18 protein-coding genes are annotated in these 20,148 nt (G+C 42.3%); 6 read left to right on the top strand and 12 right to left on the bottom strand.

The window, feature by feature from the left end; genetic code table 11:
• The first annotated feature begins 30 nt into the window (after nt 1-30).
• A complete protein-coding gene (locus tag QR722_RS02555; RefSeq protein ID WP_286285187.1) occupies nt 31-2,253 on the top strand; it encodes a GspE/PulE family protein in 2,223 nt (740 codons plus the stop codon).
• 483 nt (nt 2,254-2,736) lie between these two features.
• On the opposite strand, the gene QR722_RS02550 is transcribed toward QR722_RS02555, so the two are convergent.
• Nucleotides 2,737-4,167: a DUF5610 domain-containing protein gene (locus QR722_RS02550; RefSeq protein ID WP_286287537.1), complete on the bottom strand. Its 1,431-nt coding sequence runs from the start codon at nt 4,165-4,167 to the stop codon at nt 2,737-2,739.
• A gap of 216 nt (nt 4,168-4,383) precedes the next feature.
• Between QR722_RS02550 and trmA the strand changes: the two genes are divergently transcribed.
• A complete protein-coding gene (gene trmA / locus QR722_RS02545) occupies nt 4,384-5,481 on the top strand; it encodes a tRNA (uridine(54)-C5)-methyltransferase TrmA (RefSeq protein ID WP_286287535.1) in 1,098 nt (365 codons plus the stop codon).
• A gap of 23 nt (nt 5,482-5,504) precedes the next feature.
• Here trmA and fabR read toward each other — a convergent pair whose 3' ends face one another.
• Nucleotides 5,505-6,110, bottom strand: a complete 606-nt coding sequence (gene fabR / locus QR722_RS02540) for an HTH-type transcriptional repressor FabR (RefSeq protein WP_286287533.1) — start codon at nt 6,108-6,110, stop codon at nt 5,505-5,507.
• Between the two features lie 154 nt (nt 6,111-6,264).
• Here fabR and QR722_RS02535 point away from each other — a divergent pair, with 154 nt between their 5' ends.
• Nucleotides 6,265-7,386: an acyl-CoA desaturase gene (locus tag QR722_RS02535; RefSeq protein ID WP_286285186.1), complete on the top strand. Its 1,122-nt coding sequence runs from the start codon at nt 6,265-6,267 to the stop codon at nt 7,384-7,386.
• A 61-nt stretch (nt 7,387-7,447) separates the two neighbouring features.
• Here the strand turns inward: QR722_RS02535 and QR722_RS02530 are convergent, their stop codons facing one another.
• On the bottom strand, nt 7,448-7,759 hold the full coding sequence (locus QR722_RS02530; protein ID WP_286285185.1) for a hypothetical protein: 312 nt from the start codon (nt 7,757-7,759) through the stop codon (nt 7,448-7,450).
• A 119-nt stretch (nt 7,760-7,878) separates the two neighbouring features.
• Between QR722_RS02530 and QR722_RS02525 the strand changes: the two genes are divergently transcribed.
• Nucleotides 7,879-8,460 (top strand): uracil-DNA glycosylase family protein, encoded by a 582-nt coding sequence (locus tag QR722_RS02525; RefSeq protein ID WP_286285184.1) that lies wholly within the window; start codon nt 7,879-7,881, stop codon nt 8,458-8,460.
• Here QR722_RS02525 and QR722_RS02520 read toward each other — a convergent pair.
• Nucleotides 8,442-10,676 (bottom strand): bifunctional diguanylate cyclase/phosphodiesterase, encoded by a 2,235-nt coding sequence (locus tag QR722_RS02520; RefSeq protein WP_286285183.1) that lies wholly within the window; start codon nt 10,674-10,676, stop codon nt 8,442-8,444. The two genes, QR722_RS02525 and QR722_RS02520, sit on opposite strands and share 19 nt — an antisense overlap.
• Nucleotides 10,677-10,829: 153 nt before the next feature.
• Here QR722_RS02520 and QR722_RS02515 point away from each other — a divergent pair, with 153 nt between their 5' ends.
• Both QR722_RS02515 and yghU read left to right on the top strand, forming a co-directional pair.
• A complete protein-coding gene (locus tag QR722_RS02515) occupies nt 10,830-11,735 on the top strand; it encodes a TIGR03899 family protein (RefSeq protein WP_286285182.1) in 906 nt (301 codons plus the stop codon).
• Between the two features lie 95 nt (nt 11,736-11,830).
• Nucleotides 11,831-12,697: a glutathione-dependent disulfide-bond oxidoreductase gene (gene yghU / locus QR722_RS02510; RefSeq protein ID WP_286285181.1), complete on the top strand. Its 867-nt coding sequence runs from the start codon at nt 11,831-11,833 to the stop codon at nt 12,695-12,697.
• Between the two features lie 128 nt (nt 12,698-12,825).
• Here yghU and QR722_RS02505 read toward each other — a convergent pair whose 3' ends face one another.
• The 8 genes from QR722_RS02505 to QR722_RS02470 all read right to left on the bottom strand — a co-directional run bounded on the left by QR722_RS02505 (nt 12,826) and on the right by QR722_RS02470 (nt 20,116).
• On the bottom strand, nt 12,826-13,590 hold the full coding sequence (locus QR722_RS02505) for a phosphoadenylyl-sulfate reductase (RefSeq protein ID WP_286285180.1): 765 nt from the start codon (nt 13,588-13,590) through the stop codon (nt 12,826-12,828).
• A complete protein-coding gene (gene cysI / locus QR722_RS02500; RefSeq protein WP_286285179.1) occupies nt 13,583-15,292 on the bottom strand; it encodes an assimilatory sulfite reductase (NADPH) hemoprotein subunit in 1,710 nt (569 codons plus the stop codon). Before cysI ends, QR722_RS02505 begins: the two co-directional genes overlap by 8 nt.
• Complete coding sequence (locus QR722_RS02495) at nt 15,292-17,109, bottom strand: assimilatory sulfite reductase (NADPH) flavoprotein subunit (RefSeq protein ID WP_286285178.1); 1,818 nt, start codon at nt 17,107-17,109, stop codon at nt 15,292-15,294. Before QR722_RS02495 ends, cysI begins: the two co-directional genes overlap by 1 nt.
• Nucleotides 17,110-17,222: 113 nt before the next feature.
• Nucleotides 17,223-17,981 carry a TIGR04219 family outer membrane beta-barrel protein gene (locus QR722_RS02490; protein ID WP_286285177.1) on the bottom strand — a complete coding sequence of 253 codons (759 nt, stop codon included), beginning with the start codon at nt 17,979-17,981 and terminating at the stop codon, nt 17,223-17,225.
• A gap of 4 nt (nt 17,982-17,985) precedes the next feature.
• Entirely contained in the window at nt 17,986-18,978 is a 993-nt protein-coding gene (locus tag QR722_RS02485; RefSeq protein WP_286285176.1) for a DUF2333 family protein, read from the bottom strand.
• 41 nt (nt 18,979-19,019) lie between these two features.
• Nucleotides 19,020-19,469, bottom strand: coding sequence for a copper chaperone PCu(A)C (locus tag QR722_RS02480; RefSeq protein WP_286285175.1), 450 nt, complete (start codon nt 19,467-19,469; stop codon nt 19,020-19,022).
• A gap of 101 nt (nt 19,470-19,570) precedes the next feature.
• Nucleotides 19,571-19,900 carry a hypothetical protein gene (locus tag QR722_RS02475; protein WP_286285174.1) on the bottom strand — a complete coding sequence of 110 codons (330 nt, stop codon included), beginning with the start codon at nt 19,898-19,900 and terminating at the stop codon, nt 19,571-19,573.
• A 15-nt stretch (nt 19,901-19,915) separates the two neighbouring features.
• Nucleotides 19,916-20,116, bottom strand: coding sequence for a PspC domain-containing protein (locus tag QR722_RS02470; protein WP_286285173.1), 201 nt, complete (start codon nt 20,114-20,116; stop codon nt 19,916-19,918).
• Nucleotides 20,117-20,148 lie beyond the last annotated feature (32 nt).

Here is a 20,148-nt window from a genome sequence, read left to right as displayed (position 1 = left end):
CTACAATTATAAGTGAAACTGACGTAGTACATGGCAACTGAACTGGTTATTGAAGACACTCTACAGAAAATAGATAGCTTGCTTGAAGCGCACCCTTCTTTATTAGATGCGTATCAACAGCTCGAACCTATGATCTTGAATCTGTTTGAAGCGCAGCGCATGAGTATTTTTCAACGTCGCCGCCAACATCAAGACTTAGTTGCTCGCTTCAAGACCGGTAAAGAAACCCGTCAGATTAAAGTACCTATTAGTCCGCAGTCAATTGCAGGTTACGTGGCGCTGAGTCAAAAGCCTTTGCTTATTAGTGACCCGTATAATGCTCAGGAGCTCGCTGAAATACATCCTCGGCTGAAATTTGCCGACAAATTCGATAAAAACAGTTCTTTCAAAACTGACAACATCATTTGTGTGCCAATATTAAATGCTGGTGTGTTGATGGGCGTGATGCAGATAATCAATAAAAAGGTCGGTTCATTTGGCGATGCTGACCTAAGATTGGCCAATTCACTGGCTGAAATCATTGGCAACAAATTTCGTTATGAATTAGGCGGCACAAGCAATCCCTTTGACTACTTGATCCATCGCAACCTGATGTCAGAAAAGGATCTAAAGCAGTTTACTGAATCGAGTAAAGATTTGCGCCAACTCATTCAGCGGCTGACGTCAGAGGCCCGCATTCCAGAAGATGCCCTAGGCAATGCGTTGTCTGTCCATTATCAGGTACCTTATATAAGTTACTTACCTGAGAAATATCATGTACTACAAAGTGGTAGTAAGCTCAATCTATCCTATTTAAAGCGCAATCACGTTGCTGTGCTAGCTGATGCAAGTGAAAATCCAATTGTGTTAATGGCCGAACCTAATAATGCGGCACTATTAATGGAAATTGAAAGTGCGCTGGGCATTGATAGTTACGAGATTTCTGTGGCGTTGCCCAATCAAGTTCTGCAGTACTTAGGTGCAAGTGGCGGCGGCTCTGCACCAGGTGAAATGGATGAAATTCTAGATGAAATCGGTACCAGCTCAGAAGAGATGGATGATTCCGGAGAAGAGCTTTCAGATGATGCTCCAGCGGTTGTTCGCCTAGTAAGCCGAGTATTGCATGATGCTAAGCGGCTCAATGCGTCAGATATTCATGTTGATCCTGAAAAAAATGGTCCAACTCGGGTACGTATGCGTATTGACGGTGTCTGTCGGGACATCACCCAAGTGCCCGCGTCTCATCACAGTGCGGTGATTGCCCGTATTAAAATCATGTCGAATTTGAACATCGCTGAAAAACGGGTGCCGCAGGATGGTAAATTGGCCTTTCGTATGTCCGGCCAGTTAGTGGAAGTGAGGGTAGCAACGATTCCAACGGTGGCTGGCGAAGGGGTGGTGATGCGTATCCTAGCCTCAGGCGGCGCTCTGCCTATCGAAAAAATGAACATTGCACCACATAATATGGCGATGCTGCGGGAAATGATAAAAAAACCACACGGTATATTATTAGTAGTGGGGCCAACAGGTTCAGGTAAAACCACAACTTTGCATGCTATTTTAGGCTTTTTGAATACGCCAGATAAGAAAATATGGACAGCTGAAGATCCAGTAGAAATTACCCAGCCAGGACTACAACAGGTTCAGGTCGCGCCCAAAATCGGTTTTACCTTTGCCAATGCATTAAGGGCGTTTTTGCGGGCTGACCCAGATATTATTCTGATTGGTGAAATGCGTGACAAAGAAACTGCTCACGCAGGTATCGAAGCGTCGTTGACTGGTCACTTGGTGTTATCTACTTTGCACACCAACTCAGCTCCTGAAACCATTACTCGTTTATTGGATTTAGGCTTAGACCCAGTAAACTTCTCAGATGCCTGTGTCGGCATTATGGCCCAGCGATTGATTAGAACCCTATGTTCAAATTGTAAGGAAGAATATCCGGCCACTGAAACCGATTTAGCGTTTATTAAACGCCAGTATGGTGAAGAATATTTGAGCGAACTGAATTTACCTGAGCCTTTGATGCTTCATCGCCCTAAAGGCTGTGATGATTGTGGTGACACCGGTTATAAAGGTCGAACCGGAGTGCACGAATTGCTTACCATGACGCCTGATTTACGTTCATTAGTCTATAAAGAATCAAGCGTATCACTGATGAAACAACAAGCGATGAAAGATGGTATGCGCACTCTAACGCAAGATGGCATCTTTAAAGTAATCAAAGGAGATACTGATATTGCTCAGGTGCAAATAATTAGTGGGTCTGACTAGCGCAGGTTAATCATTGCGCTTTTTTTAGTTTCTACAAGGAATAATGCGTACGATGGATAGTATCGATATTCCAAAGCCTTCAATTTTACATAGTGGTAGATTTTAGCCGCATTTTTCACCTTTGTATATATTCCCTTACGAGGTTCTTATGGTTTGGCAATATAGCTTTATCCCACTCAATTCCTCTAATATCATCGGTAGTGAAAAAAACGCGCAACCTCATATGCCTGAGCGTTTCTAACAGGCGGGCAATTTTGGAGGGAAACAGGTCCTAATGCGGGCATGGCACTAGTGATAAAGATGCATTTCTTGCAGAACATTGCACAATGAACCTCAAGTAGATGACCGAATTGATAGTTAGACACCTTAAAAAGGTTATGTAACAAAGCTGTATCTTTCTCTGCGGTTTTTGGCTGAACAACACTGTGTTCAGCCTTTTATCAGATCCCAAAAACCCACTTCCATTAATAACAATGTTAGCTATTAAGAAGACTCACCTAAAGCGGGCTCTGCTTGCTTAGGTAAATTAGACAGCAGACGATTATTAAAACTATGGAAGTCGTTAATTGCACTGATCAAATCATCAATACCCAAGTTATCGATATGATTTACCATGCCGTTTACTAACTTCTCGTATTGTTCGCCATCAGCCAGTGTTTGTTTCGATTGCTCAAAAACGTCCAGCATCTTTTGTAAGTAATCACTTACTTTCTCAATAGGTCTCTGTGCTTGGTCAGAAGCCTGTTTATCATTGTTAAAATGAGATACAGATTCATAGGCTTTAACCACTTCAACACGTTCTTGTCGGGCCAATTGCAGCGCGAAGCCCGTTAGTTCCTGCTCGTTGAAACCCAGTTCCAAGGCTTGATTAAAGGCGGTTTCCACATCACCATCGAAAAAAGTCGTGGCTAATGAATTAACATCACTGACTAATTGTCCAATTGCGGCTAGTTCACTTTCATCTAGCTCACCGGTGACTGAGAAACTAACGCTGCTTTTGTCTACAAAAATAGCCTGCTGCGCTTGTGCGCTTTGATTAGCTTTGCTGTCGTTAATATCGACATCTGGTGAACCGGTTACACCTGCCCGTCCTCGGGACTCACCTTGCAGTTCGTTGTCAGAAACTACATCGTCAGTGATGTCACGGGGCAACACATCATTGCGTTCAATACCGCCACCAGTAGCCGAACCAAAATTAGGTGCTTGCTGCTCAACCAAACGCTGGCGATTTAATTCAAATTGTTGAACATCTTCAAAACGTATGGTCACTTCATCACCGTCAGCGGTGCGGATACTCAAGGACCTACTTTGTTGTATAGAAGCTGAAATCGACTCTGATGATTTGTATATACTTGTAGAGCCATCTCGTCCTTCAGCTTGCTGATCTTCATTGCTGCCCTTTAGTAGGGAATCTTGTAGGCGTTGGATACCTTGCTCAATCATATCTGCGCTTCGGCTAATTCCCTTTGATATGTCTTCATTCATAAAGCCGGCGAGATCTTTTTCAGCCATTTTTATGCCTTTAGCTACACCAGAACGTGCTTGCTCAAATAGACTTATCAAAGTGTCTTCGTCTGCACCACTTTTCGCTGCACCGCTGATCACACCGCCGACGAACTTCAACACATTTTTAGCGATCTCTTCAAAATCGAAAAGCCCTTTGGAGGCTTCTTTTGGCACGGGTACGTTGACTGTTTTGCCGTCCAATTGAACATTTTGATTTAAAGAATTACCGAACACCCGTAAAGCTACTGCGCTATGGGAGCTTAATTTGCCTACCGTAGTGTCAGATTGTGTGCGCAAACCTTCAACCGCTTGCTTCAAGCCAGTCTCTCGCAACTGCTGTTGCACCGCTTCATTAGGGTTGGCTTGGGGCTTGTTGCCCATAAACGTTTTTATTTCACCAAAATTCATCTCTGTCACCTCACTGTCCTCGTTATTAGTATCGGCGAAAACTCCAGAATAATTAGCTTTTATTTTGAACAATTACCATTTTGATTTTGCCACAATAATGAATTTGTTGAAAAATTACTGGAATTAATTTGAAATCAATTTGCAAGCTACGGGTAAATCCTTACAATTCGCGATCCCTAGCCATAAATGTCGAATCGAATCATGTCTACCAATCCAGTGCGTCCAACACAAATTGATCCCTTGCAATACGACAGCTTACTGTCGCACAAGAGCAAAGCGTTGCAGCACAGCTTTACTGAATTCGATATGCCTGAGCTAGAAATATTCCCATCGACAAAGCTCAATTATCGGATGCGCGCAGAATTCAGGGTGTGGCATGATGGTGCTGATCTTTTTCATATTATGTTCGACAGCCAGAACAAAGAGAAATATCAAGTATCAGACTTTCCACCAGCAAGTAATCTGATCAATCAGGTAATGCAGGACTTACTTAGCTTGCTAAAGCAAAATGAGGTTGCTAGAAGAAAGCTATTTCAAATTGATTATCTGAGCACTCTTAGTGGTGAGATTGTTGTTTCGCTGCTATATCACAAACCTTTAGATGAAAACTGGCAAGCTCAGATAGAAGCTATTTTGAATGTTCTACGGGAAAAATATGTGATTGATATCGTCGGCAGGGCCCGTAAACAAAAAATGCTGATGGACAAAGATTTTGTCACAGAAAAATTGCTCATCAAGGGCAAAACTTATACCTTCAAACAAATCGAGAACAGCTTTACCCAACCCAATGCCCAAGTCAATATCAACATGATTGAATGGGCATTGGACGTAACTCAGAATAGTCAGGGAGATTTGCTTGAGTTGTATTGTGGCTTAGGTAATTTTAGTATACCCATGGCACAAAACTTCGCTCGGGTGCTAGCTACCGAAATATCTAAAACCTCGGTCGCTGCAGCGCAAGTTAACATCCATGCAAATGGAACCCACAATGTCACCATTTTGCGTATGTCGAGTGAAGAATTCGTAGAAGCTCAACAGGGAAAACGAGAATTCAATCGTTTACAAGGGATAGATTTGTCAGTTTATGACTGCCAAACCGTTTTAGTTGATCCACCCCGAGCAGGCCTCGATGATGAAACCGTCAAAATGGTTCAGCAGTACCAAAATATTGTTTATATCTCTTGTAACCCTGAGACCCTTAATAGCAATCTGCAAGTGCTGAATAAAACCCATAAAGTTCAGCGCTTTGCTTTATTCGATCAATTTCCCTATACCCACCATGTTGAAGCAGGTGTTTATTTAACTAGGCGCTGATAAATGAAACTGTGTGAGCATAATCAAGCTGTCGATTTAGCATATTCAATTGCACCGTTTGATATAAAACGCAGCTGAATTTTGAGTCGTTTTGCCAACAACGCACGTTGTTTTTTGTCTAAATCGAGTGCTTCAGCACCAGTACTGAAAACCAGCTTAACCATAGCTTCGGCTTGCATATTAGCCAATTCTTTATTTAATTCAGTTGTTGCCACTGTGTAATCGGTGAGTTCTTCCGTAAAGTGCTGTATTTCTCTTATGACTGCCGCTCGAAATGCGTTTGAGGTTCCAGTGTGTTCTCTGAGCAGCAATCTAAATACGTTGCTATTGGCGCTAATAAATTCCATGAAAGTATCTATCGAAGTACTAATAACGCCACCACCAGAGGCAATTCTGACCCGCGCTTGGCGCATTAGTTGACGTAACGTTAATCCCGCTTCATCTACCAATGTCAAACCAAGCTCGTCGATGTCTTTGAAGTGCCTGTAAAAAGATGTGGGAGCAATCCCCGCAGCTCTGGCGACTTCTCTGAGGCTCATGCTTGAAAAGCTATGTTGCTCGTCTAGCAGACCAAATGTCGCATCAATAATCGCTCTGCGAGTTTTTAGTTTTTGTTGTTGTCGATTCAAAGACACGAAAAATCCTAGTAAAGCTCTCTGTACAGAGCCTGAATGTTAAAATGGATTACAGCGCAGACCGCGGCTAATTTCAATGAATTTACTTGCTTAAAACCTGCATAAAAGTTAAATTAGCGCACAGATGTAAGCTCAAATTGTTGGACAAATGAAGAAACCACGCCTTATTATTACCAATGTAATGATATTTACCATAACCGGTTTAATAGCCTTAATTGGCATTCCTATTGAAGGTTATTTCAATGGTTTTGATATGCAGGAAATAATTGCCTGTGTATTTTTAATCTATTTTTCAGGTATGTCAATTACCGCAGGATATCACCGCCTGTGGTCGCATAAAACATATGATGCGAATATTTTTGTACGTGTCGTCCTTGCGCTGGGTGGTGCCATGGCACTACAAAATAGTATCCTGCATTGGTGTTCAGATCACCGTGTGCACCATAAATTCGTCGACCAAAACGGCAAGGATCCCTACTCTGCGAAACAGGGATTTTTCTTCTCTCATATCGGCTGGATGCTACGTGAATATCAGTCCCATCGTTATGATAATTACAGCAATTGCAAAGACTTACAAAAAGATTCAGTGGTTATGTGGCAACATCGTCACTACATACCAATTGTACTAGCAATGAATTTCGGTGTTCCAATTTTGTTGGGTTGGTTAAATGGCGATATATTAGGTATGTTGCTATTAGCTGGAGTCTTTAGATTAGTTGCCGTTCACCATGTGACCTTTTTTATCAATTCACTGGCCCATATTTGGGGCAAACAGCCTTACACAGATAAAAATACCGCCAGAGACAATGGCATCTTGGCCTTTTTCACCTTCGGTGAGGGTTACCACAACTACCATCACATTTTTGAATATGATTATCGTAACGGTATTAAATGGTGGCAGTTCGACCCAACTAAGTGGCTAATACGTGGACTGTCTTATTTTGGCTGGACCAAGAACTTGAGACGCTGCCCCGAAGAACGTATTGAGAAAGCTAAGCTAGCTATGATGATGCAGCGTGCTCAGCAGAAAATTGAAGATATGCAAGGTGCAGAAGAAGTCATCAGCAAGCTTCAACGAGAATACGACTTATTGATAGTGAAAATGAGTGAATATTATGCCGCTAAAAAGCGCATATTAGAGATCAAACAGGCCAATCTACGTAAGAGTTATGAGAATCTGGAACTGACTTATAAGTATAAAGAGCTCAAACAGAGTATGTTATTACAGAAACAGAAATGGTTAGAATTAAATCAACTCAGTTTTGCATAATAAATTGTTGAGCACACAAAAAAGCCTGGCAAATGCCAGGCTTTTTATTATGTAACCTTTTTTAATTTTTTACTGCGGCGCTCAAGTTTGAGTCAGATAATGCGTCACGGTGAGCGACGACTTCAATAAGCATATCTTTTGGATAGAATTTGATCGTGGCCATAACGCTATCGCTTTGTAAGCTAGCTCGATTGGCGATATCAATTTGCACATTTTTATAATCAATATTCTGACTGATGCTATTCGCCATACATTGGCTATTGATTTCAAAAGATGCTTTGTCCATACAGTCAAATGCGTTCTGTTGATCGGCCTGAGCATGCGCAACCGTGCCTACGGTCAAGACAAAGAAAAGAGAAAAAAGTTTACGCATTGTGTTGCTCCTAGGGTTATATCGGAAAGCCGACGGCTAAAATATAACACAGTTGTTAATCTGGGCCAACAATTTAGAATCATAGTTTTATGACAATTATGTGACAAACTGAAATATTCATGAAAAATTCAAAAACTGATATTTTTTCCCAAGCACGAACATGTGTGAAATGTGCGGACTTGTTACCTTATCCGCCAAATCCCGTGATCCAAGGTAATGGGAACAGTCAGATATGCGTCATTGGCCATGCTCCTGGATTACGCGCTCATCAAACTAGCATGCCTTTCAATGATGCCTCTGGGGATAGACTAAGAACATGGCTAGGTATCAACAAGGATAAGTTTTACGACGAGGACTTAGTAGCAATCCTGCCCATGAGCTTTTGTTATCCAGGTAAAGGAGTAAGTGGCGATTTGCCCCCCATAAAATGCTGTGCACCAACCTGGCATGATGCCATTTTGCAGCACATGCAACCAAGTATCACACTTTTAGTCGGCAAATTTGCCCAAGACTACTATTTGCAAGAACGCCACACCTTGACCGAGCGGGTAAGAAGATGGCAAGACTTTTTGCCTGTATTCTTGGTATTACCCCACCCATCACCGCGCAATAATATATGGCTGAAGAAGAACACGTGGTTTGAACAGCATGTTTTACCTGACATGCGCCAAGTGTTAAAAACTCAATGTGACGGTTTATAGTTTTGCAAGAAGGTTACCAACTCATCAAAGGGCATGGGTTTAGCGTAAAGGAACCCTTGGGCTTCGTCACAGCCTAATTTCAGCATATAACTGGCCTGTTCACGCTTCTCGATCCCCTCGGCAATAGTCTGAAGCCCTAATCTATTTCCCAATGTTACTATGGTTTCAGCAATAAACGCAGATTGATTCGGTTTGATTTCATTGATAAATGAGCGATCCACTTTTAATCTATCTAATGGTAATTGTTGTAAGTAACTCATTGAAGAAAAGCCGGTTCCAAAATCATCAATAGCGATTTTCACACCAAAATCTTTTAATTCTTTGAGTGACTCGACCACAATTTGAGGTTCATCCATTACCACGCTCTCGGTTATTTCTAACTCCAATTGAGCAGGATTAATTTGATGTTCAATGATCGCCGTTTTCACCATCTGCACGAACTCAGGGTCGCGAAACTGTGGCATTGAAATATTCACAGCGACTCTGATATCGGAGAACCCTTTATTGATGAGCTCTTTTAATCGTTGGCAGGATTCTTCTAGTACCCAAGCGCCAATTTCGATAATCAAACCAGAGTATTCGGCTAGGGGAACAAATACCGCTGGCGAAATATAACCTTCTTTTTCCGAAGGCCAGCGCAACAGCGCTTCCATTCCAACGATTTTTTCACTGACCAGATCAACTTGAGGCTGATACCAGACTTCTAACTTACGGGCAGAGAAGTCCGTGCGTAATTGCCGGATCATGCCTAATCGCCAAGTGGTTTTTTCTTCCATCTGCGGTTCGTAGTAACCAAAATTAGTGTTCAAATCTTTCTTAGCTCGATTTAACGCGATGTTAGTCTGTTTAAGTAGGTTAATTCCGGTGGTTTTATCACTGCTTAGGCGACAAAGACCCATGGTAATATTAATAGGTAGAGTGTGATCACCACCCTTAAATGGGAAAGCAAAAATTTCACTTATACGGACTGGATTCACTAGGCTTTCGCAGCCGATAATACCAAACACGTCAGCACCAATACGGCCTAATTTAGCCTTATCATTATATGAATTCTGGATCCGCTCTGACACAGCTTTGAGTAAGTTATTTCCGGCATCTTGTCCTAGGCCATCATTCACGTCAGAAAAGTGATTGATATCCAACAAAGCCACCACGTTAGGACCGTCTGCACAGTCGGGTAATGTTTCATCAAGCATATTGATAAACTCATTACGATTAGGCAATTTAGTTAGCCAGTCTCTAAAGGCAGCATTACGTAATCGATAAAATAAGTTAACATTTTCATAGCCGACCGATATACTGGATAAAAACACTTCCAATAGTTTCTTATTAACATCATCAATTTTATCTCTTATTTTAAGAAATACCGCTGCCTCATAGCCGGAGCTATTTAAATACAGAACGGTATATTCTTCTTCATAGATATGAGACTGGTTTTTCAGGCAAAGGTTAACCGCATTAACAATAAGATCATCATGCACATTATCGAGGTTTTGATTAATATACTGGGCAAATTCACCAGCAGCTCCGAGAATATAGACTCCGTCATCTTCTTTGTCTAACACCGCCCCGGCGCGGGCACAAACGACACCGCCAGACTCAATGCCAAGTAACGAACTAATTTGCGTGACCACTCCTTCGCAGAAGCCCTTGACCGAATGCTCTTCTAACAAATTAGCCGAAGAATAAATGATTTGCTCCAATCCCCGACGACTTTGATTGATGGTTAAAATCTGCTGGTATGAACGTAAAGAAGCTATGATAGTGGTTACTAGTTTACTGCGGGTTAATTCAGTTTTAGTTTTATAGTCATTGATATCATATTCTTTGATGACACTTTCTTCAGGAGCATAACCCGGTTGTCCCGTCCTGAGGATGATGCGCGGCTCCATCAACTTAAGCTCTTCGCGCATCTTACGTGCCACGACTAGTCCGGCATCATCAGTTTCCATCACCACATCGAGCAATACGATGGCGAGACGGTCACCTAATTGTTCCATCAACTTTAACGCCTGTTCACCAGAATAGGCATGATGAAAATGCAATTTTTTATTGTTTAATTTTAAGTCTGACAGCGCCAATCGAGTAACAGAATGAATTTCTTCATCGTCATCAACAACTAATATATTCCAGCGTCCATAGACTGGCTCATTTTCTGGAGATTCATCTTCTTCAAGAAAAATCAGTTCATCGTTTTCGTAACCCGTTGGACTCATTCAACATTCCGTTTAACTACAACATTAGGTGAAAAAAAGTTTCTATACCGCAAACATATCGTAATATGTATAAAAGAGGAATAACAATTGTAGTAAATTTCAGCACTTCCGCTTGAGCAGATCGATAAATAATAATGTTGAACCTAAATACATATGAAAATAGAAACGAACAGTCCACCTGCCAGCCTGATTAAACCCTCAACATCTGGGACGACGGATGTTAAAAAAACTGTTTCACCTGATCCCAAGGTTAGCGGGGTGGAGGCAAATCCTAAGCCTGTGGCACGGGATAAAATGATCCAATGGTTTACCCGAGCGGGAATATTTCCCACTACGGGTCTTGCTATGGACCAAGACACCAATAAGAAAGTATCTCGACATCAGTACGTGAAAGCACAACGTAAGCTAAAAAATCTCGAAAACGTGCTCAGTTTGGCGATGAATTATAGTTTAGAGCATAGCAGTAGAGACGATTTGGATCCCGACTGGTTTTTTAGCTTTATTGATATGGCTGAAGATATTAACGCCCCAGCGATGCAGGAACTTTGGGGTAAGATTTTTGCGGTTGAAATTGGACAACCTGGTACCTTTTCTTTAAAAACCTTACAAACTCTAAAAAATCTTACTCATAAAGATGCCAAGATCCTCAAAATTGCGGTCAGCTTGGCAAGCCGGAAAAGGGACGAACATGGTCTAAGAGTCCTGTTTGGCTACAATGTTAAGCCAAGTATTTTGTCACTTTTTAGACTACCTCCTAATCATCAGCTTAACTTAGCAAGCTACGGATTAACCTATCCTGATTTGTTGTCCTTGATCGATCTGGGCCTGATTTACAACAGCGAAATCGAAACCAGCGAATTATCCATCAACACGAGAAGTCAGTACCGCTGCAGTGGTGAGGCCTTACATATTGCCCCTAAGCGCAGAGGGTTAAGTTTACAGTATTACAAATTCACCTCTATCGGTGCAGAGCTTTCTAAGCTGATTCACGGCAAGAGTAAAACTAGCTATCTAGATGATCTTAAGAAAATGTTAAGCACTGATTTTGAAGTAAATTAAGAGATAGTGGTTTCACTTATAAACAACACCCGATATGGTAAGTACAAGTTTAAATAAGATCAGATTTGCCCATACGCTTAACGCAAGGAAATAAAATGACAGCAAAAACTTATACACCGCCTAAGGTCTGGACATGGGATAAAGAAAGCGGCGGTCGTTTTGCCAGTATTAATCGCCCCATTGCAGGAGCAACCTTCGAAAAAGATTTGCCCGTTGGCAAACACCCACTGCAGCTGTATTCATTGGGTACGCCTAATGGCGTAAAAGTGACGATTTTACTTGAAGAGCTTTTAGCTAAAGGCCATAAAGGCGCAGAATACGACGCGTTTCTTATTAATATTATGGAAGGTGATCAATTTAGTAGTGGCTTTGTGGATATAAATCCTAACTCAAAAATCCCAGCCTTGGTTGATCTTAGCACAACCCCCGCTACCCGAGTGTTTGAGTCCGGTTCTATCATGCTGTATTTAGCCGAAAAATTTGGCGAATTTATACCCAAGGACCTAACAGGTAGAACTGAGTGTATGTCTTGGCTATTTTGGCAAATGGGCAGCACGCCTATGTTAGGTGGTGGATTTGGTCACTTCTATGCGTATGCCCCTGAAAAATACGAATATCCCATCAACCGTTATACTATGGAAATAAAACGCCAACTGGATGTTTTAGACCGTCAACTTGGCCAACGTGAATACTTAGCCGGCGATCAATATAGCATTGCAGATATGGCTGTTTGGCCATGGTATGGTGCGTTGGTCAAAAACAAAGTGTATGAAGCGGCAGAGTTTATTGAAGCCCACACTTATACCAATGTCTTGCGGTGGACTGACCAAATAGCTGAGCGTCAGCCAGTTAAGCGAGGCCGCATTGTCAACCGGACGTGGGGGGAGCCCGAGTCTCAATTACACGAGCGCCATGATGCCAGTGACTTTGACAATAGAACCCAAGATAAACTAGAAGGCTAGGTTCTAGCTGGCCTTGACGCTATCATCTGAGTTAATCAACTACAAAAAACCTCCACGAGCAGTACTGCAGGGAGGTTTTTTATATTTGCAAAAATATTTAGCACATATGGCTATTAGGTTGGTAGAGCCTAGATACCGTCGCCGAATTCGTGAAGGCCACACTCGCGCTTCATACCAAAGAAACGCGTATCTTGTTCACTCATACCAGCCTCTAATGCTTGAGTGGTATGCCAATCTCCAATAGAAACATAGCCTTTTTCCCACAACGGGTGATAAGGCAGATCATGCTCTTTTAGGTAACCATGCAAGGCTTTGTTGGACTGATCTATTATTGGGTACACTTTGGTTTGCCCTTGCAGCCGCTGCAATACACCAAGATTTTCCCGACTATCTGATTGGGATCTGCGTAATCCTGCAAACCAGGTTTTTCCATCGAGTTCCTGCAATGCTTGCTGCATAGGTAAGACTTTATTCATCTTATTGTATTGCTCTATGCCCTCGACCCCTTGCTCCCACAGCCTGCCATGTCGAGCTTCTTGCCACGCTGGCGATATGGGTGCACGGTAAACCTGAAGGTTAAGCTTTAAACGTTGGCTTAGCTGATCAACAAATTGGTACGTTTCTGGAAACAAATAACCAGTGTCAGTCAAAACAACCGGGATATCAGGGTATTGATGGGATAAAAGATGCAACATCACCGCAGATTGCGCACCGAAACTTGACGACACAATATGCTGACCTGGCAAGTTTTCCAGTGCCCAAGCAACACGTTGTTGCGGTGTTTTGTGCTCTAAATCAGCATTCAATTGAGCAAAATCTTCTTTGCTCAATTGATTCAGCCAATGGCTTTGCTGATTCGAATCAGAGGCACTTTGCAGCACGACTTTAGACATAAAAGTCCTTAGCAGAGTTGATCACCGGAGCAACCACTTTTGCGCGGATCAAAAAATCGCCGAAGCTTTCATTATCTAGTGCTTCGCTAGACCAGCGACCGATTAGTTGGTCGAGATGATCTAAAATTTCTTGTTCGCTAATATTTTCTTTATACATTTTAGGAATGCGAGTACCTTCACGGTCCCCTCCTAAATGTAGATTATATTTGCCCGGCCCTTTGCCCACCAAACCTACTTCTGCCAGCATTGCCCGTCCACAACCATTTGGGCAGCCCGTTACACGGAAAATAATACTTTTATCAGCTATACCGTGCTTAGCAAGTAATGTTTCGATCTCAGTAACCGCATCAGGTAAATAGCGTTCGGCTTCAGCCATGGCGAGTGGGCAAGTTGGCAAAGCCACGCAAGCCATTGAATCTAAACGCTGATTACTTACACCATCAGAAATTAAGCCATGGATTCTTGCTAGCACTTCTATCGCCTCTTTTTGATCAGGGGCCACTCCAGCAACAATCAAATTCTGATTGGCGGTCAAACGAAAATCACCTTTGTGGATCTTGGCAATCTCAGCACAACCGGTTTTTAAGGTTTTCCCTGGGTAATCTAAAATACGCCCATTTTCGATAAACAGAGTTAGATGGTATTTACCATCTACGCCTTCTACCCAACCAAATCTGTCGCCTCTATCGGTAAAGGTGTAAGGACGGCTTGGTCCGAAAGTTATTTCCGCGCGCTTTTCCACTTCGGCTTTAAAGTTTTCAACACCTACGCGCTCTAAAGTGTACTTAGTTTTGGCATTTTTACGATTTACACGATTCCCCCAGTCACGTTGCGTACTAACAACAGCGGCAGCTACGTCCAAGGTTTTATCAAGGGTAATAAAGCCAAAGTCGTCAGCCTTGCGAGGGAAGGTGGATTCATCACCATGGGTCATGGCTAAACCACCGCCCACCAAAACATTGAACCCGACCAGTTCTCCGTCTTCGGAAATGGCCACAAAGTTCAGGTCATTTGCGTGCACGTCAATGTCATTATGTGGAGGGATAACCACGGTAGTTTTAAACTTACGAGGTAAGTAATTGTTACCTAAAATAGGTTCATTTTCAGTGGTTTCAACTTTCTCACCATCTAACCATATCTCGGCGTAAGCGCGAGTTTTTGGCAGTAAATGTTCACTGATTTTTTTAGCCCACTCATAAGCCTGTTGATGCACTGCTGATTCAACTGGATTTGATGTACACAATACATTTCGGTTAACGTCACCGGCAGTTGCGATTGAGTCAATGCCAACCTTATTCAGCATTTGATGCATCTGCTTAATTTTAGGCTTGAGTACACCGTGAAACTGAAACGTTTGACGAGTGGTCAAACGAATACTGCCATATAATGTATGCTCTTTTGCAAATTTGTCGATTGCTAGCCACTGATCAGGAGCGATAATCCCTCCAGGTAAACGGGCTCTAAGCATTACATTATGCAATGGCTCTAGTTTTTGTTTAGCCCGTTCTGCACGAATGTCTCGATCGTCTTGCTGATACATGCCGTGGAAGCGGATCAGTTGGAAATTATCTGCTGTAAAACCACCGGTCAGATCGTCTTGCAAATCTTGTTCGATTGTACCGCGAAGAAAATTGCTTTGGCTTTTTAAGCGCTCGTTATCTGACAATTTTCCTTCAACTGTAAATTTAGTATCTGTTGTCATTAGTAAACGTCCTTCTGATAGCGTTTGGCACGACGTAATTCGGTTAAGTAAGACTCTGCCTGTTCTGCAGTTTTGCCGCCATATTGCTGAAGGATGGCTAAGAGCGCGTCATGGACGTCTTTGGCCATATACGTGGCATCTCCACAAACATAGAAATGTGCGCCATCTTCAAGCCACTGATAAACCTCTTGGCCGTGCTCCAAAAGTTTATGTTGAACATATACTTTTTGCTCTTGATCGCGGGAAAATGCCAAGCTTATTTTGTCAACCACACCATCTTTAACAAAGCGCTGCCACTCGGTTTGATATAGGAAGTCTTGAGTAAAGTTGGGGTTTCCAAAAAACAACCAATTTTTGCCTTGAGCGTCATCCTCAGCACGCTGTTGCATAAAGGCTCTAAATGGCGCAACGCCAGTTCCAGGACCGACCATAATAACCGGTGTATCTGAATTTTCTGGTAAGCGGAAGTTATTATTATGCTCAACGAACACTTTAACTTCTTGCCCTTCATCTAAGCGATCTGCTAAGAATCCAGACGCGCCACCGGTGCGCACACTGCCATCAACATTGTATTCAACTAGCGCTACGGTTAAGTGCACTTCGTCTTCTACTTCAGCCTGACTGGAAGCAATGGAATATAATCTAGGCGTAATCGGACGCAAGGCTCGAGCTAATTGCGCTGCTGTTACTTTCGCTGGGAATTGTCTAATTATATCAACAATTTGCCTGTCTGCTAGATAATCCCTTAGCTTACTTTTATCTTCAAACAGAGCTTGTAAGGCCGCATTATCTGAAGCTTCTAAGTAACTTTTGATAAAAGTTGGGTATGCAAGGGTTAACTCATACTTGTCTGTAAGTGCTTGTCTGATAGTTATAGATTCATCACCCACCTTGACCTGTTCGTCGGCGTCCAGCGCCAATAAAGCGATGATCTCATCCGCTAAAGCTTCATCATTGCGAAACCAAACCCCTAGGGCATCACCGGCCTGATATTGAATACCAGAGTCTTCCAAGGAAATTTCAATGTGGCGGATATCTTTAACAGAATCTCGGCCAGTTATTTTTTGACTCGCTGACAAGGTTGCTTTGAATGGATTCTTTTTGCTAAATTCAGATGCCACAGGCGCGGCAGAAACGCTGGCCGTTCTCGGCAATTGCACAACTTGAGATTGTTTAGCAGTGAGTTCATCTTTTAGCATGGTGGTGACTTGATCAATAAATGCAGTTGCTGCTGCATCATAATCCACATCACAGTCGACCCTATCGATAACGCGCTTAGCTCCTAGCGCTTCTAAGCGTAAATCGAAATCTTTAGCGGTTTGACAAAAAAATTCATAACTACTGTCACCTAAGCCAATTACCGCATATTTTAGACCAGCTAATTTAGGCGCTTTTTTACCGCTAACAAATTCGTGCAATTCGATGGCATCATCAGGCGCGTCCCCTTCACCATGAGTACTAACCACAACAATTAAATGGCTTTCACTTTTCAATTGCTTGGCTTTGTAGTCAGCCATATTGGCTAATTTAACGGTAATACCAGCATTTTCGGCTTTGCTTTTATATTCCTGCGCGATACCTTTGGCATTGCCAGTTTGTGAGCCATAAAGAATAGTAAGTATTTGCTCTGACTCAGCCGCTTCAAGTGGCACTGTGGCTTGGCTTGCGACTTGCTGATTGGCTAACCCCGCCAAGTAACCGCTCATCCATGTGAGCTGATCCTTGTTCAACGGCGCAATAGCGTTGTTAATTTGATTCCACTGGCTCTCATTTAGCACAGCTGCTGGCATTATTGCCTGATTGGTAGATGAAGACATAAATCGCTAACCTCTATTTTGACCAGATAAAGGTTAGCGCTTTTTATAAATAACAGGAAAGACTAAAATAGGATTTTTTATTACTTATTGGACTTACAAAAATTGAAATTATTTTAGAAGTGGACTTCTAAGCCTAGGAACACACCGCTAAATGCTAAATCTGAATAGATATCATCCAGATCATCCAATTCTAAAGTGGTTTCTCGATAGCCCAGTTGAAGAGTCATATCTATGGCTAAATTATCAACAAATTCATAGGCTAAAGCGACTTCGAAGTCGCTTAGGGTATGGTCGTCTATGGACAAATAACTGCCTTCAGCATACACGCCTAAGCCTGTTAATGGCATTCCTAAATACAAGCGTGAATAGACCATAGGTACCACGCCGGAAAACTGCTCACGGGCAAATTTAGTGGCATCTGCACTGTCTTGAACGAAGATTTCACCGTCAATGTATTTACCATTGATACCAAAATCGAAGCTTACTAGGTCATTATCGAATAACTCATAATATAGAATGAAATCGGTATTTGTCAGATCGACTTGACTCATCAACGGTGTATCCACACTAAAAATTTCGCCGTTGAAAGTGAAATTACTGTTCAGTGTTACATCGCCCCCGGTATCGAGCGTGGTACGACGGACTTTAATATTCGGCAGCAGCGGCACCGGATGCTCCAACGCCACAGAGAAGCTACTTTTAGTTTCGGTATCAAAATCAAAATTGGTTAGCGAGGCATCGTTTGCAAACCCACCCTCAGTATCCATATTCCAAGCCTGGGCCCCAACGTATAATCCCAGTAAAGTATCAGCTTGAACGGGTACTGCGATCATTGAAACCGCTAATAATGCTGATTTGAAAGAATGTTTCACAAAGTTATCCTTGATTTAAAAGTTCAGTTAGCTCAATTAAAGCAGCATTTGCACGGGAAATATAGTTCGCCATAACTAACGAGTGATTAGCTAACATACCTAAACCGCTACCATTTAGGATCATCGGACTCCAAATCGTCTGTTGGGTTGATTCAAGTTCGCGAATAATTTGACGCAAACTAACAGTAGCGTTTTTCTTTTCCAATACATCAGCGAAATCCACTTCTATAGCTTTGAGGTAATGGATCAAGGCCCAAGATGCGCCTCGTGCTTCATAGAAATTATCATCGGTTTTCCACCAACTGGTTTTTTCAAACAAATTAGATGGAGTGGGAGTAGATTGTTGCGCCTCAGCATCACCCGCCAAGTCTATATTAACCGAGGAGTGACCAACACTTGCGCTTAGTTTCTGCGATAAGTTCCCCAAACGTTTTTCTACATTTTTCAGCCAATCTCGTAAGTTATCTGCACGGGCATAAAACTGCGCTTCACCTTGGCTTCTATCGGCAAGATCTGCGCGATATAAATAAAGTTCTTTGAGAGAATCTCGATACATAGATTCAGCCGACGGCAACATCCAATTTAGATGGTTCATATTAAGTGCCGGTTGGGCTTTAATTAGTTGTGAATTTTCCCGCGACTGAGACTGCGAACGACTAAAATCTTTGCGCATAGCCAATGCCAAATCCCGCGACATTTCTAATGCCCCAAACTCCCACCTTGGCATATTGTCCATAAATACACTGGGGGGCATCACATCGTTTGAAAGATAACCGCCAGGCTTGTCCATCAAAGATTCGACCACTTTAATCAAAGTATGTGTGGTGGTATAACCCACGACCACTTGCTCGCCATTTTGCTGAGCCTGTTGTTGAGCGGTCAATCTTACATTGAAAAGATCCGGCTCGGAACTCCAGTAAACAGAGAGCAACCAAAATAAAAAGATGATGACCACAAAAGCTGTGGTAATCCATTTGGCAGTAAAGAAGCGTTGCATAATATCATCCTTATATTGGGTTAATTTATTTTAGCAGAACCTTAGTGGTGGTGATGAGAATGCTCTTCGCCAGGTAAAACCACGTTGCCAATCACTTCAATCTGGTGCTTGTCTTTAGTGTAAAGGGTAAAGCTAACTTTTTGTTGTTCTTTTAAAGGTGCTTTTAGGCCAAAGATCATAAGGTGTAACCCTCCCGGCTTGAACATGACTTTTTCACCAGCGGGGATCATAACTTGCTGTTGTTGCTCCATTCGCATCATTTCGCCATCCATGATGTGAGCGTGCAGTTCAGTTGAGGCAGAGAAAGTGGAACTGGCTGAAACCAGATATCTGTCTGTTTCCCCAGTATTTTCAATAGTAAAATATGCTGAGGTATTAGGCACCCCTGGAGGTAATAGTCTGACAGTGGCGTGTTCTACTAGTAAGTCTGCAAAGCTGCAAGTACTAACTAGTAGCGACAAAATTGCACCAATCTTTAAAATTTTTCCCACAATAATTCTCAAATTTTAGCTAATGATCCTTGTGGCAATTATTCTTTATTATAGGCTGTATTGCTATAGCCAGATGCATAAATGCAACTATAATAGCCAAATCAATATTGTGGCTGGCGTTTGTCTCGCACTAACCAAACGATGAAAGCTATGACTAATATCATCGGCCAGAATACACTCAGTCCAGCAACAAACAACGCTAGCACCGCCGCGACCAGACCTATCATCAATGCGCCAAAGATACTCACCGCAACTACCACACCGATCACGGCCATGATTGCTCCTACTATCGTTATACCAGCAATCGATTCCAATGGACCAAACATGTGATCGTCCAAATGGATAGAAAAATCTAACCAATGGTTTGCAATCAAGCCGCAGCTATAGGTAATCAATACGGCAATTAGAATAGCAAGTGCGAAGTTCTTCATGACTGTTCTCCCAAATTACCGAGTAGGTATTAATATGACCGCTAACAGATAAGCAATAGCAACAACAACAGGCATAAAAATAAAAGCTGCAATGGCGGCAATTCTTACTACCCAGGCGTCAACATTGAAATGGCTAGCTAAGCCGGCACAAACCCCTGAAACTTTACCTCTAACGGTGTCACGATATATTTGTTTGCTGTTTATAAAATCTTTCATTGTTCTACTCCTAAAGCATATTGACTGGCTTC

It is taken from the genome of Aliiglaciecola sp. LCG003 (genome assembly GCF_030316135.1).
In the GTDB taxonomy this organism is placed as follows: domain Bacteria; phylum Pseudomonadota; class Gammaproteobacteria; order Enterobacterales; family Alteromonadaceae; genus Aliiglaciecola.
Note: the sequence above shows the minus strand (reverse complement) of the source record. Positions and strands in the feature narration are given on the sequence as shown.